Origin of the sequence: Coraliomargarita parva (assembly GCF_027257905.1) — a bacterium.
Lineage (GTDB): Bacteria > Verrucomicrobiota > Verrucomicrobiia > Opitutales > Coraliomargaritaceae > Coraliomargarita_A > Coraliomargarita_A parva.
This window is the reverse complement of sequence record NZ_JAPZEI010000001.1, coordinates 549,169-564,305: the sequence shown is the minus strand read 5'-3', so window position 1 is coordinate 564,305 and position 15,137 is coordinate 549,169. Positions and strand designations below refer to the sequence as shown.

Sequence of the window (15,137 nt, the reverse complement as noted above, 5' to 3'; positions counted from 1 at the left end):
GCTTATATACTACAAATGCAGGTATTCGTAATCCTAATTTTGACTACTCAAAATTAGGTGGTTGCATTTTTCAAAAATGTGCACACATTGACTGCACATGTTCGACCGAAACCGGAATGAAAGTGATTTGGGAGAGGATTTTCTCAAGCATGCCGCCGCCAACACATCTGCCGGGGAAGATCTACCTGTCTCCAGAATTGTTGACATGCTCGAGCTGCCAGCAGGTGAGGAGGTCTCGCTGTTGGGGCAACTGAAAGATGAGGGCTTGATCCAAGATTCGGACGGTGGGTGGCAATTGACACAGTCTGGTTGGACGCGTGGGCGGGAATTGATCCGGGCGCACCGCATCTATGAGAGCTATCTGGCGGAATCGACGGGCATGCACCCTTCGGAATGGCATGCGGAGGCGGATCAACAGGAGCACCGTTTGGATTCCGAAGAAGTGAACCGCATGGCGATCGAGCTGAACCGTCCACGTTTTGATCCGCACGGTGATGCGATACCCACCCGCCGTTTGGAAATGGAAGAGCCACAGGGTTTGCTGCTTTCCCAGGTCAGTGAGAACGGGTATTACCGCTTGGTCCATCTGGAAGATGAACCGGCGGATCCATTCAAACGGACGGTGGCGGCCGGCCTGGCCCCGGATCTTGTTTTACGGGTCGAGGTTTTGAATGGCGGGCGCTATCGGGTCGGGTGGGCCGGTCAGGAGGAAGTGCTGGACAGTGCCCAGGCTGCCGCTTGCCTGGTGCAGGTCTGCGAAGCGGACACGAGTAATTTGCCGACCGGTAATCTGGCCAGTCTCCCAGTTGGTGAGTGGGCTTCCTTGCATTCGATTTCGCCCGCGGTTCGCGGATTGCAGCGCCGTCGTTTGCTCGATCTCGGTTTTGTGCCGGGCAGCCGGGTGGGCAAGGAAGGTGTGGCGGCTTTCAAGGGGCCCATGCGTTTCCGGGTCCGCGGAACCATGCAGGCCTTGCGCCCGGAACTTGCTGCAATGATTTACACGAAAGGGAAAGAAGAGAGTCACTGATGTCAGAGCTAGTATTAGAACCGACCGCAGGTCACGATTGCGAGCGCTGTCCTGTCTGGCGCCCCGGCGCACTGAAGAAGCTCGGAGTCAATATGGACTCCTGGGACTTTGTCGTCGCGCTCGCCGGGAATCCGAATACGGGTAAAAGTACCGTTTTCAACGCCCTGACCGGTCTGCGCCAGCATACCGGGAACTGGCCGGGTAAAACGATCTCGCGTGCCGAGGGCGGATTTTCGTATTCGGAAAACCGATACAAGATAGTCGACCTTCCCGGGACCTATTCGCTGCGTTCGACTTCGACGGACGAACAGGTCGCCCGTGAGTTCATTCTTTTCGGACGTCCGGATGTGGCCGTGGTTGTTTGTGACGCCACCTCCCTTGAGCGCAATTTGAACCTGCTGCTTCAGGTTCGGCAGATTACCGGACGCGTGGTGGTGGCCCTGAACCTTATGGATGAGGCCCGCGCGCAGAATATCGAGATTGACGTACGCAATCTCGCCCGCGAACTGGGGGTGCCTGTGGTACCTATGTCCGCCCGCAGTCGCGAAGGCCTTCCGGAATTACTGGCGGAGATCCATCGAATGGCGACCGAAACACGTCCGCCCAAGCCGCGCCCCGCACACATTCAAGACCGTTCCTTGGCCCGCGCTCTGAATACCGTGAAGGCGGCGATGGCCGGGGCCGGCATTGCCACGGTCCAAGACGACTGGGTGGCGCTGCGCCTGCTTGAAAGCGACCCGGCGGTTGAAGCCTCCCTGAGGGAAGGCACGCTGGGACAATTGAGTGACGACCACGCCGGCAGTACCTTGGGGAATACGGGGGACGAGGGGATTCTGCGCCCGGATACAGCGCAGGTAGATGCTGTTCTTGAAGCGATTCGAGCGGCCCGGTGGACGGTGGGGCGCAACAGCTACGACGCGATCGTCGAATCGATCTATGCCGAAGCCGGGCATCTTGCCGGTGCTTACGTGAAACGTGAAGGGGATGCCGATACATATGGCTGGCGTACCAAGCTCGACCGCTTGTTGACAGGACGCTGGACCGGTTTGCCGGTGATGGCCTTCATGCTGCTGGTGGTCCTCTGGCTGACCATCAGTGGGGCCAATGTGCCTTCGGGGATGTTGGCGGAGCTGCTTATCGATAAAGGGCATCCGCTCATGCAGGAACTCGCAGCATGGGCACAGCTACCGGCGTGGCTCAGTGGCGTGATGGTCGACGGCATGTATCTGACGATGGCCTGGGTCATCAGTGTGATGCTGCCCCCGATGGCGATCTTCTTTCCCTTGTTTACGCTACTGGAGGATTTCGGTTACCTGCCTCGGGTGGCATACAATCTCGACGGGCTCTTCCGTCGTTCCGGTGCGCATGGCAAACAGTCGCTGAGTATGGCGATGGGCTTTGGTTGTAATGCGGCCGGGGTGATTGCGACGCGGGTGATTGATTCTCCGCGGGAACGTCTGATCGCGATCCTGACGAATAATTTCGCGCTCTGTAACGGACGCTGGCCGACGCAAATTCTGATTGGCACAATCTTCATCGGTGCACTCGCGCCGGCCGGCTTGGCCAGTTTTGTGGCTGCCGGTTCTGTCTTCGCCGTGGCATCTCTGGGGATACTACTGACCTTTGGCGTGTCCTTCGTCTTGTCGAAGTCCCTGCTCAAAGGGGAAGCCTCTGCCTTCAGTCTGGAGCTGCCTCCCTACCGCCCGCCGAATATCTTGAGGACCCTGTATGTTTCCATCATTGACCGTACGATCTTCGTGCTGTGGCGGGCCATTGTCTTTGCCGTGCCCGCTGGCGTGGTCATCTGGAGCATCTGTAATATTGATGTTTCGGGCCTTTCCATTGCGGAGTGGGCGATCCGTGGGCTCGATCCGATTGCCTGGCCGCTTGGGCTAACCGGAGTCATCCTCTTGGCCTATGTGGTGGCCATTCCGGCCAACGAAATCGTCATTCCGACCGTGCTCATGCTGACCGTCATGACGACCGGCATGCACATTGACGCCGCAGCGGGAGCCGGAGTCATGTTCGAAACCAGCGACGAAGGCATCCTCTTTTCCTTGCTGAGCGCCGGTGGGTGGACGACTTTGACCGCGGTCTGTCTCATGCTCTTCAGTCTCTGCCATAATCCTTGTTCGACCACGCTCTATACGATCTACAAGGAGACCAATAGTCTCAAATGGGCGACTTGGGCGGCTGTGATTCCCACTGCTTTGGGAGTGGTGCTCTGTGCCTTGGTCGCTGGAGTTTGGCGCTTGCTTGTTTAAACGGGGAAGAAGTGCCTTAGCGGCCCTTTATACCTCTTTTCAGCTGCACTATATACGCAATAATTATGAGAAGAGGTATGATTTAAAGATTCAACCGTTGAACATATTCGGGTTCTCTTGTTCTTGCCCGCGCGTCTTGGGTTAAGTAGCTTTAATGCACCCTAAAAGGAAATCTAACAATATATGCGTTAGCAAATCTTAACCCCGTCTACAGTTATGAAAAAAATTACCCTCGTATGTGCGACCGCCGCGCTTGCGCTTAGTGCTTCGAATACACTTCTCGGTCAGGCTTATGTCACAGCCGTCAATAATGACAATCCCTTCGCCTACTATCGCTTCAACGATACAAGCAGTGCGAGCGACGATACGGTGACGGATGAAGTGGGGAGCAATGACGGGCTCTATTTTAGGGATGCGACTCTGACCGCGAATAATTCGCTCGCCGGTTTCGGTGCGGGGAATACGGCCTTTACCGTCAGCTCCGCGGACCAGAATTATGCGAGACTTGGTACTTTGCCTGGTTTTGGCAGCAGCCTCGATACGGGTGTTACGATCGAGTTCTGGGTCAATTCCTCCAAAACCACTCAGGGGGGGATGGGGTTGTTTCAGAGCAACTCCCCGGGCTTTTTTATTAATTTGGATGAACATCCCTCCGGTTCTCCTGTAACCGATGACAATATCCGTGTTTACGGGCAGTTGAGCGGCAATGGTGCGCCGGCCACCTACGGTGGCGTGGCTGCGGATACGGATATCACGGATGGTACCTGGAATTATTTTGCCGCGACCCTTACGGTGAATGCCGGTGGTGACAGTATAATGAATGTCTACACGGCAAATGCGGGCGATACCGCAACGACTTTATTGTCCTCCACAATTCTCAGCGATCCCACTTCAGGCATCGCTGAAGACTTCTCCATTAATTTCACCGTAGGGGTGATCAATGTAAACAGTTCCGCGAGCTTTTATATGGACGGAATGTTTGATGAGCTGGCGCTCTATGACAGCATCCTGACAAAGGAGCAGCTGGACGCTCACGTCCTCGCGTCGACGGTACCTGAGCCTTCGACTTATGGTATCCTGCTGGGGGGGGCCGGACTCGGATTCGTGCTGCTGCGCCGTCGTCGCGTTTAGCGAGGTGCTTACGGAGTTCGGTTGGACGGGTTATTTCCTGTCGTTATCGGGGTTTTATGCCGTTCTACTGATTGAGGCGGGATCTTGAGTCAAGGACGCGGATACGCACTGTGGGATGTAAAGAATTCTGCAGTATGAACACACTATCAGTTACAAAGTCGGAGGCGGTGGCAACGGTCACACTCAGCCGGGGAAAGGTGAATGCCTTGAATGAGGCGATGGTTGAGGAATTGGCCACTTGCTTTGAGGAGTTGGAGCAGGACCCGGAGGTGCGGGCTGTGATACTGACCGGGCAGGGCAAGTTCTTCTCCTTTGGTTTTGATATCCCCGAGTTCCTGACGTATCCGAAGGCCGATTTTACACGCTATCTGAAAAAATTCACGGGCTTGTACCGGCAGGTCTTCTGCTTTTCAAAGCCGGTGGTTGCCGCGCTGAACGGTCACACCATGGCAGGAGGCTGCATGCTGGCGTCGGCATGTGACTGGCGGGTCATGGTATCGGATCGGGCCAAGATCGCTTTGAATGAGATCAGTTTCGGCGCTTCCGTACTGGCGGGTGCGGTTGAGATGTTGGGCTTCGGGATTGGCTGGAGAAATGCCCAGACGATTCTTTACGGTGGGGCCATGTATTCACCGGACGAAGCGCAGCTGCTGGGACTGGTTGATCAAATTTGCGTTCCGGAAGATTTGACGAATGCCGCAGTGGGGAAGGCCAAGGAGCTGGGCGGCAAGGGGGCTGCCGCCTTTGCCGGGATCAAGGAACTCTTGCGTCAACCCATTGCCGAGCGGATACGGGAGCGGGAGCCGGCATCCATCGAAAAGTTTGTGGAGGTTTGGTATTCCGATACGACCTGGGCGAATCTGCAGAAGATTACAATTGCTCGTTAGATAAACGGGCCCAACCACCTCCTCCTTCGCTGAAGCTACGGCGGACATGCCGGTCACGCTTCGCGCGCCATCCGGCTTCTCGTTGATACGCCGTGACAGGCCCCTCGTTCTTAGCCAAGGAGGGGAATTTATGGATGTGTCTGTAAAGTAGTTCCCCTCCTAGTTTAGAGGGGTGCCCTGAGCTTGTCGAAGGGCGGGGGGTGGTCGACTGCGGAGTGCTATCATGTATGGGGGCGCGTGGGGTCACCTCTGTGGTAGCGGCGGCTGTCCTCAGCCGCCATTCAGGTTTGGTCGGTGAGTTCATGTATTTCGTTTCCCTCTGGTTGAATCCCCGTCGATGCATGTTATTCTATTTCGATCGAACAAGAATAACCGAAAGATCGAACCATCATGACGCCAACCGCCGCATTTGCCGCCTTTTCCACCACCGAGCCGCTGGCTCCACTTAACATCGAACGCCGCGAAGTCGGGCCGCACGATGTCCGAATCGAGATTGAATATTGCGGGGTCTGCCACAGCGACATTCACACCGCCCGGAATGAATGGGGTGGTACGCAGTATCCGGTGGTGCCGGGGCATGAGATCATTGGCCGGGTCAAGGAATTGGGTGAACATGTCACCGCATTTAAAGTCGGCGAGCTGGTCGGGGTCGGTTGTATGGTTGACTCTTGTCAGGATTGTGACTCCTGTGCGGAAGGCTTGGAGCAGTACTGCGAGAAGGGCGGCACTTTTACCTACAACAGTCCCGATAAGATTTCCGGCGGGGTGACCTACGGTGGCTACTCGACCCGTATCGTGGTGAACGAGAAATTCGTGCTCCATGTTTCGGAGAAGCTCGATACCAAAGCGGTGGCACCCTTGCTGTGCGCGGGGATTACGACCTATTCGCCGCTCCGTCAATGGAAGGTGAAGGCGGGTGACAAGGTCGGTATCATCGGCCTCGGCGGGCTCGGTCACATGGGCGTGAAATTTGCCCACGCCATGGGGGCACATGTGGTGATGATCACGACCTCGCCTTCGAAGGGAGAGGACGCCAAGAAGCTCGGCGCCGACGAGGTCCTGATTTCGAAAGACGCCGCCGCGATGCAGGCGCAGGCCAACAGTTTTGATTTCCTTCTGAATACCATTCCTGTCGGTCACAACATGGACCCGTATGTGGCCTTGTTGAAGCGTGATGCCACGATGGTCCTGGTCGGCGCGGTCGAGCCGCTCGAACCTTTGAACGGTGCCGGCCTGATCTTCGGCCGCAAGCGGATCGCCGGTTCCTTGATCGGCGGGATTCCGGAGACGCAGGAGATGTTGGATTTCTGTGCCGAGCATGACATCGTCTGTGATGTCGAGATGATCCGCATGCAGGACATTAATGAAGCGTACGACCGGGTCGTGAAGTCGGACGTGAAGTACCGCTTCGTGATCGATATGCAGTCGCTGCGCGAGACGGAGTAGGGACGAACCACCCCGTCACGCTACGCGTGCCACCCCTCCTTAGCCAAGGCGGGGAATTTGGGTGTGGTGGCGATACGAAGTTCCCCTCCTGGATTAGGAGGGGCCTGTCCCGGCGTATTAACGAGAAGCCGGATGTCTCCGCTTGTCGGAGACGGGGCGGTCGACTACGTCCTGTATGATTTCCCGGACAATCGAGTTTCCCGCTTGAAAGTCCTTCGGTTCCGACGGACCTTATTTCCATGTCCGAATCCCCCGATGAACTCGTCCAACTGACCGCAGAGGAAGCCCGCGTCTTGGGCTGCCTGTTGGAAAAAGAGGCCACTACGCCCGATGTGTATCCGCTGACCTTGAACAGCCTGATTACGGCCTGCAACCAGAAGACCAACCGCTTCCCTGTGGTGGACTACGATGAGGAAACGGTGGCGGAGGCGATTGAAGGTTTGCGGGCCAAAAAGCTGGCGTTCCGGATGGATGTGGCCGGCTCGCGTGTGCCGAAATACCGGCATCATGTGGACGAGACGCTGGGTTTGGCCAAGGCGGGGAAGGCCCTCTTGACCGTTTTACTGCTGCGTGGCGCTCAGACGCCCGGCGAGCTGCGCACCCGGACCGAGCGCATGCATATTTTTCCTGATCCCGAAGCGGTGGAAAAGGAGCTGGATTTCCTCGCCGAAGATATGGATCCGGCCCTCTGGCGTCGCATGCCTCCGGCACCGGGACAGAAGGAAGCCCGCTATAAGCATTTGCTCTGCGGTGACGTGGAGCCGGAAGCACCCATTTCCGCCGGTCTGGCCAGTGAGCCGGCAGTGGCGAGTGTGCAGGCCCGTAACCAGCGGATCGAAACCTTGGAAAACAAGGTTGCCGAGTTGGAAGGGGAGCTGGACGAACTGAAAGCCGCTTTCGAACAGTTCCGGCAGCAGTTTGATTGAGTCGTTCGGACAAACCACCTCCTCCCTCGCTAAAGCTACGGCGGACATGCCGGTCACGCTTCGCGCGCCATCCGGCTTCTCGTTGATACACCGTGACAGGCCCCTCGTTCTTAGCCAAGGCGGGGGATTTTTTCTTACGGTGTTGGTTAGTGCAATAAGTTCCCCTCCTAGATTAGGAGGGGTGTCTCCGCTCGCCGGAGACGGGGTGGTCGACTACGGCACTGCAAGCTTATTTCCTATCTCGGAATACCTCACGTATCCGATTCAGCACGCCTTCCGGCATATCAAAAACCGCTTGATTCTCAAATCGCAGCACACGTATTCCATGAGCGTTGAGGTAGGCAGTTCGTTTCGCATCATGCTGTGCTGCGATGGGTCCCTCATGTGATTCGCCATCCAATTCAATCGAGAGCTTCTCTGTGGGACAGTAGAAATCCAGGATGTAGGGACCTACACTGTGTTGTCTCCGAAATTTTCGATTCTCCAGTTGGCTGGATTTCAGATACTTCCAAAGTCGGGTTTCAGCGGCAGTCATCTTGTGCCGTAAGTCGCGCCGCTTTTGTTTCATTTCGGAGCGGTTATGGATGGGGCCGTCTTGATCCATAAAAATGAATTGTCATTATGGATGTGTCCAATGCGAACCGTTTGGCTGGTGTTTTTAGACCAGAGCTTGGTTTGGCTGGACGAACCACCCCGTCACGCTGACGCGCGCCACCCCTCCTTAACCAAGGAGGGGAATTTTGCTTCTTACTACGCTGTTGGGTCTTTGGGGTGGTTGATTCGTGGGTGTAAATACTGTCTAGCCCAAAGAGGGCGGGGTGGTCGACTTCATCTCCGGTGTCTCGACGCCCATGGCTTTGACGCGCTTTTCCCATTGCTTGCGGGCGAGAGCGCGCATGTCGACGACGTTGTCTGTTTCGTCCACGATCTCTATGCCGATCAAGGTCTCTACCAGGTCTTCCAGGGTGACCAGGCCCTTGCTGCCACCATATTCGTCGAGCACGATGGCGAGGTGTTGGCGGTTCTCCAGCAGCTGTTCCAGGAGTTCGGTTAGGGAGACGGAATCGAGTACCGTGAGAAGGTCCCTTCGAATGCTTTGTAGGGTATCGGCACCCTTGCCGCGGGCATTGGCCATGAGGACGTCGTCGCGCAGCACAAAGCCGGTGACATGGTCATGGTCGTCCCGGAACACCGGGATGCGTGAAAAAGGCTTCTTCGAGACTGTGGGAAGGGCCGCCTCAAGGCTCATTTCTTCGGGCAGAGAGGTCATGACGGTGCGTGGGGTCATGATGTCGTTGGCGGTCAAGGAACCTAGGCGGAACAAGTTTCTCAGGATGCGGGATTCGCTGCCGGGGATGTGACCGGAGGCTTCACCGACGCGTGCCATGGAGATCAATTCGTCGCGACTGAAGACATGCGCTTTCTTACCCCGGGCGACCAGTTTGGTCAGTTTCTCTGAGAGCCAGACCATCGGATAGAGGAAAAGAATCAGTCCGTGAACAAAGAGGGCGGTGGGGCCGACAAGCTGTTTCCAGTAAACGGCGCCCAGTGTTTTCGGAACGATCTCTGACAGGAAGAGGATCATTAGTGTCATGATCGCCGAAAAGAGACCGAACCAGGCACTGCCGAAGACCAGCGTGGCTTTGGCACCGGAGAGAATGGCGCCGACCGTGTGTGCGATCGTGTTGAGTGTCAGGATGGCTGCTAGTGAACGGTCAACATTGTCGAGCTTGAGCTTGCTCAGGCGTGCGGCCCGGCGCGGACGCTTGTCGCGTAGGCTCTCGATGAAGGAGGGCGTGATGCTGAGCAGCACCGCTTCGGCAATCGAACAGAGAAAGGAACAACCCAATGCGAGCAGGATGGAACCGATGAGGATGATCACATCCATCTGTGTGGCGGTGCCGGTGGTCGCTGTGGGCGCTGCTGTGATGCCGAGATAAACGGAGTCGAAAAGAGACATGATGCCTCATGGGATAAGAGTTTCGGGAGGCTGACAAGTGTAAGTCTGCAATTGTGGTCTCCGTTGCTCCGGGACAGTCTCGTTACGTATCAACAAAAACGCCCCGGCTTGGAACCCTCAAGAGAAACGGATCAATTGTTAGAAAAGGTAGTGGATCCCATAGATGAGTGAGCCGCCAAAATGAGCGGTGACCGGGACTAAAATCAGAAGTATCAGAGCGACGGTTCGGTAGATGTAAATGCCCCATGCTTTTGATGTTCGGGAAACGGCCATTCCCACCGCTCCGATCAGTCCGAGGGAGGCGACGGTCATACCAAGCCATCGATGCCAGGTAAGTACGTCGGCCAATTCGCCCGGATAGTTGCTTTGAGAGGCGGCGATCCAGCCCAGGCCTGCGGCGACTACCGCGAAGCATGCACCCAGGAGGAAATTAAGCCGGGCTGCGAACTGGAGCGGCCTCGACTTAAAGAGGATGGCGAGGATTTCCAGCATTCCGGCCAATGGTAGGAGTGCGATTGGCAGGTGCACGCTTAAGACGTGCAGTTTGCCTAGGAAGACCAGAATGGGTGGCCTGGTTGGCTCGGTGCCGGCGGTGTCGACTGTGTTGTCGGGATTGGTCGTGGCTGAGGGACGCGTTGCGTTCGCATCGATTCCCTCAGTTTCGGAATCGGATGTGGTATTTGCCGTTGTGTCAGCCGGGCTGCCGAGGCCGAGATTGGAGAGATAGGCTTCGGGGTCGGCGTTGAACTTTCGGAGGCAGGATTTACAACAGAAGCCGATCGTTTGTCCTTGATACGTCGTGGTGATCCACGACTCGGCCGCTTCGTCCGGAGTCACCGGGCACATCGTATTGATCGTTTGGGCAGAGACGGAACCCAGTAAGAGGAACAAGAGTGGTAGGATGCGTTTCATCTTTGGTCTTTCGTTCACGAAAAAGACCTTCCACTCGCAGGCGCAGGCTCTGGAATGGAAGGTCGAGAATCGGTTTGGAAAACAAGCGTATTATTGTGCGCAGCAGCCCATGCTTTGAGAGGTCGAGGCCGTTTCTGTTTTCTTGTATCCCTCAACGCCTGCATGGATCGCATCCAGCTTGGCTTGGCTCATGGTGGATGACTGCTTTTGCATCATCATCATGTGTTGATGCTCCTGGTCTTCGTCTGTCTCACCGTCTTCGTGATGCTCCATGGCGCCATCGTGGTGTTCCATGGCATCATGGTGCTCGCCACTGACTTGCTTTTGAATACTGCCGCAATGCAGCATCATGGCACCGTAGTAGGGATTGGTGACCTCTTTATCGGATTGCATCCAGTCGCCACCCTTGCCACCGAATGCCATCGGGCAGTGGGCGACGAAGAGGTCGGTGTCTTTCGATGTTCCCACATGCTTGACCAGCGAGATCATCTCGTGCGAGAGAGCGAGAAAGGAGCTGCGGGCGGCTTTGATGTCACCGGTATCCGCGATCGTTTTGGCGGGCGTGGAGAGGTCGGCGGCTTGTTCGTGTGCTTCACCTTCATGAGGCGCGTGCTTCATCGCGTCGAGGAAGCTGTTGGCGCCGGTCTTGGCCGCATCCAAATCGTCGCTTGCAAGTGCTTTTTGAATGGCAAGGTAAGGGGCGACCAAGGTGTCGACGAATTCCGGCTTGAAAGCGTCACTGTGTGCGAAGGCAGCAGAGGCGCTGAGGAGAAGGCCAAGGGCCATTGGTAGTAGTTTTTTTTTCATAGGACTATTTCTTTGCGGGGTTGAACTTATGTGCGATTTCGGCCAGTCCACAGTAGAGGACCGGAACGACAAAGATTGTGATAATGGCGAGCAACATGCCGCCGAAGGACGGGATCGCCATGGGCACCATGATGTCCGAGCCGCGGCCCACCGATGTGAGCACGGGCAGCAAGGCGAGAATCGTCGTCGCACTCGTCATCATAGCCGGACGCACCCGCCGGTCGCCGGCTTCGACGGTGGCCGCACGGATTTCCTCCAGCGTTTTCGGATTCTTTTCCCCGAAGATCTGTTGGAGGTAGGTGCAGACGATCACCCCGTTATCCGTCGCGATGCCAAAGAGGGCGAGGAATCCCACCCAGACGGCGACGCTGAGGTTGATGGTGCCCATCTGGAACAGCTCTCTCAGATTATGCCCGAACAGGCTGAAATCCATGAACCAAGGCTGACCATAGAGCCAGAGGAGAATGAAGCCGCCCGACCAGGCGAACGCGATACCGGAGAACACGATCAAGGTGGTGGAGATACGCTTGAACTGGAAGTAGAGGATCAGCCAGATGGCAAAGAGCGCGATCGGGAGCACGATGCGGAGCTTCTTTTCGGCCCGCACCTGGTTCTCGTAGCTGCCGGTGAATTTGTAGCTGACACCGGAAGGAATCACGAGCTCGCCGCTGTCGATCTTGCTCTGCAGGAACTTCTGTGCCTGTTCGACGACCTCGACTTCCGCATGGCCTTCACGCTTGTCGAAGATGACATAGCCGACGAGGAAGGTGTCCTCGCTCTTGATGACTTGCGGTCCGCGCACGTATTGAATCGACGCGAGTTCTTTCAGCGGGATCTGTGTGCCGTCGGGCGCGGCGACCAGAATGTTCTCGATCGACTCGATGGTATCCCGGAGTTCGCGCATGTAGCGCACGCGCACCGGATAACGCTCGCGGCCTTCGACGGTCTGGGTGATCGGCTTGCCGCCGATGGCGACTTCGATCACGTCCTGCACCATCTTGATTTTCACCCCGTAGCGGGCGATGGCGTCGCGGTCGATCTTGATCTCGAGGTAGGGCTTGCCCACGATGCGGTCGGCCAGCACCGCTTCGGATTTGATCGAGGGCACCTGCTTGAGGAGGCCTTCGACTTCAAGTGCGACCTTTTCCAGCGTTTCCAGGTCCGGTCCGTAGACCTTGAGCCCCATGGGCGCGCGCATGCCGCTTTGCAACATGACAATCCGTGCGGCAATCGGCTGGAGCTTCGGTGCGGAAGTCGTTCCCGGGATGGTGGCGGCCTTGACAATCGCATCCCAGATGTCGTCGGGGCTCTTAATTTCGTCGCGCCATTGCCGGAAGGGGCGTCCATTTTCGTCGGGTATCAGGTTTACGGATACGTCCCGCCTGAACTCTTCGTTTGCTTTGTCATAAGCGAATGTGAGGATGCGCCCGTTTTCGTCGGTGATGTATTCCGATTTGTAGGAGATGATGGTTTCGATCATCGAGATCGGCGCCGGGTCCAGCGGGCTTTCTACGCGGCCCAATTTGCCGACCGCGCTCTCGACTTCCGGAATCGCATTGATCGCCATGTCCTGTTTTTCGAGAACGTCCATGACTTCGCCGATGGAGGCATGCGGCATAGTGGTCGGCATGAGCAGGTAGGAGCCCTCATCCAGATCGGGCATGAATTCCTTGCCGAGTCCCGGAATGGCATGCGCCATTGTGATGTAGGCATCGCTCTTTCGGACCGATTCGGGGAGCCAGCCAAAGAGACTGCTCCATCCGAGCCAGACGGTAAACCCGAAGACGATGATCACACAGCTGAATGCAAGAAATACTGTCTTCATCCGCAGGAACAAGGCCAGGATACGTGCATAGAATTTGATGAAGAGCAGGAAGAAGCCCAGCAGGCCCCCGACGGCGAGGAAAACGAAGAGGATGTTGGAAACATGCGCCTCCGGGCCGAGCGGCTTCCAGTCGGCCGCCAGTGAGAGTGCGACCAGGACGGCGACAATGAAGTTGAAGGCATAGAGCACGCCGCGCTGCACCTTTTCAGGGATTCTCGGGCTGGCGCTGTGGAAGGCCGCCGCAGCGATCATCAAGGCACCCAGCCACCACGGGAACCATGCAATAAAGATGGCGCCGAACAAACCGACCACACCGATGCCTGTCCACAACCCGATTTTGACGAGGTGCGACTTATGGCGTCCTGCGATAAACCAGTGTGCCAGCGGCGGGATGACCGTCAATGCGACCACGATGGAACCGATCAGCGCGAAGGTTTTGGTGTAGGCCAGCGGACGGAAGAGCTTCCCTTCGGCGGCCTCCATGGTGAAGACCGGGAGGAAGCTGATCACCGTCGTCAGCACTGCCGTGACCACCGCGCTGCCCACTTCGGCGCAGGCGCGGTAGACCACTTCGAGACGGCTCTCATCCGGCGGGGCATCATCCAAGTGTTTCAATATATTCTCAATCAACACCACGCCCATGTCGACGATGGTGCCGATGGCGATGGCGATCCCCGAGAGCGCGACAACGTTGGCATCCACCTTGAAGAGTTTCATGCCGATGAAGGCGAACAGCACGGCGAGCGGCAATACGCCAGAGATGAGTGACGCGCTACGCAGGTGCAGGACCATGAGCACGACCACGATGATCGTCACCAGGATCTGCTGGCGCACGGCATCTTCGAGTGTGCCCAGGGTTTCGTAGATCAAGCCGGTGCGGTCGTAGAAGGGAACGATTTCGACCTGGCTGACTGTGCCGTCCTCCAAGGTCTTTTTCGGCAGTCCGGGCGAGATTTCCTTTATCTTCTCTTTAACCCGTTTGATCACGGCCAAGGGGTTTTCGCCATAGCGCGTCACCACCACGCCGCCGACCGCTTCCGCTCCGGCCTTGTCGAGGGCGCCGCGTCGAAGTGCCGGGCCAAACTGGATATTCGCGACCTGATCTAAGGTGATTGGCACATTGTCGCGCTGGGTGATGACGGTCTTGCGCAGGTCATCGAGATTCTTGATGAAGCCGAGGCCTCGAATGACATATTCGGCTGAATTGATTTCGATCGTGCGTACACCGACATCGAGGTTGCTGCCCCGCACCGCGTCAAACACCTCGTGCAGAGCGATCCCGTAAGTGCGGAGTGCGTCGGGATCGACGTCCACCTGGTATTCCTTCACGTAGCCTCCGATGGACGCGACCTCGGCAACGCCATCGACACCTTGCAAGGCATAGCGAACATACCAGTCTTGTGCGCTGCGTAGTTCGTCCAGGTCCCAACCGCCGGTCGGTTTACCGTCCGGGTCCATGCCTTCGAGGGTATACCAGAAGACTTGCCCCAGCGCCGTGGCATCCGGACCGAGCTGAGGCGAGACGCCCTGTGGCAGCGTTCCGGGAGGGAGGCTGTTCAACTTTTCGAGGATACGGCTGCGGGTCCAGTAGAACTCGGCGTCGTCCTTGAAGATGATGTAGATCGAGGAGAAGCCGAACATCGAGTAGCTCCGGATGGTCTTCACCTCGGGCAGGCCAAGCAGCGCAGTGGTCAGCGGGTAGGTGATCTGGTCTTCGATGTCCTGCGGCGAGCGGCCCATCCATTGCGTGAAGACGATCTGCTGGTTCTCGCCGATGTCCGGAATCGCATCGACCGGCACCGGGTCGCGCGGCAAAATATCCGACTCCCAGTCAAAGGGCGCGACGGCGATGCCCCACACGATCAGGACGACCGTGAAGAGGAGAACGACGAGCTTGTTCTCGAGACAGAAGCGTATGAGTTTGTTGATCATTTTTATCCGTGTCTTTTCGT

General features: G+C 57.0%; 11 protein-coding genes. 6 read left to right on the top strand and 5 right to left on the bottom strand.

Annotated elements, in window-relative coordinates; all coding sequences use genetic code 11:
- Positions 1-97: 97 nt before the first annotated feature.
- The 6 genes from O2597_RS02165 to O2597_RS02140 all read left to right on the top strand — a co-directional run bounded on the left by O2597_RS02165 (position 98) and on the right by O2597_RS02140 (position 7,681).
- A complete protein-coding gene (locus O2597_RS02165) occupies positions 98-1,027 on the top strand; it encodes a metal-dependent transcriptional regulator (RefSeq protein WP_269522535.1) in 930 nt (309 codons plus the stop codon).
- Entirely contained in the window at positions 1,027-3,291 is a 2,265-nt protein-coding gene (gene feoB, locus O2597_RS02160) for a ferrous iron transport protein B (protein WP_269522534.1), read from the top strand. Before O2597_RS02165 ends, feoB begins: the two co-directional genes overlap by 1 nt.
- Before the next feature lie 216 nt (positions 3,292-3,507).
- Positions 3,508-4,422, top strand: a complete 915-nt coding sequence (locus O2597_RS02155) for a PEP-CTERM sorting domain-containing protein (protein WP_269522533.1) — start codon at positions 3,508-3,510, stop codon at positions 4,420-4,422.
- Positions 4,423-4,556: 134 nt separating this feature from the next.
- Entirely contained in the window at positions 4,557-5,309 is a 753-nt protein-coding gene (locus O2597_RS02150; protein WP_269522532.1) for an enoyl-CoA hydratase/isomerase family protein, read from the top strand.
- 390 nt (positions 5,310-5,699) lie between these two features.
- Positions 5,700-6,755, top strand: coding sequence for an NAD(P)-dependent alcohol dehydrogenase (locus tag O2597_RS02145; protein ID WP_269522531.1), 1,056 nt, complete (start codon positions 5,700-5,702; stop codon positions 6,753-6,755).
- Positions 6,756-6,994: 239 nt separating this feature from the next.
- Positions 6,995-7,681, top strand: a complete 687-nt coding sequence (locus O2597_RS02140) for a YceH family protein (protein ID WP_269522530.1) — start codon at positions 6,995-6,997, stop codon at positions 7,679-7,681.
- Between the two features lie 229 nt (positions 7,682-7,910).
- On the opposite strand, the gene O2597_RS02135 is transcribed toward O2597_RS02140, so the two are convergent.
- From O2597_RS02135 to O2597_RS02115, 5 genes are all read right to left on the bottom strand, one after another.
- Positions 7,911-8,285 carry an endonuclease domain-containing protein gene (locus tag O2597_RS02135; RefSeq protein ID WP_269522529.1) on the bottom strand — a complete coding sequence of 125 codons (375 nt, stop codon included), beginning with the start codon at positions 8,283-8,285 and terminating at the stop codon, positions 7,911-7,913.
- A gap of 195 nt (positions 8,286-8,480) precedes the next feature.
- Complete coding sequence (locus O2597_RS02130; protein WP_269522528.1) at positions 8,481-9,641, bottom strand: hemolysin family protein; 1,161 nt, start codon at positions 9,639-9,641, stop codon at positions 8,481-8,483.
- A gap of 138 nt (positions 9,642-9,779) precedes the next feature.
- Positions 9,780-10,553, bottom strand: coding sequence for a DUF2231 domain-containing protein (locus O2597_RS02125; protein ID WP_269522527.1), 774 nt, complete (start codon positions 10,551-10,553; stop codon positions 9,780-9,782).
- A gap of 90 nt (positions 10,554-10,643) precedes the next feature.
- Entirely contained in the window at positions 10,644-11,360 is a 717-nt protein-coding gene (locus O2597_RS02120; RefSeq protein ID WP_269522526.1) for a DUF3347 domain-containing protein, read from the bottom strand.
- A gap of 4 nt (positions 11,361-11,364) precedes the next feature.
- Entirely contained in the window at positions 11,365-15,117 is a 3,753-nt protein-coding gene (locus O2597_RS02115) for an efflux RND transporter permease subunit (protein WP_269522525.1), read from the bottom strand.
- Positions 15,118-15,137 lie beyond the last annotated feature (20 nt).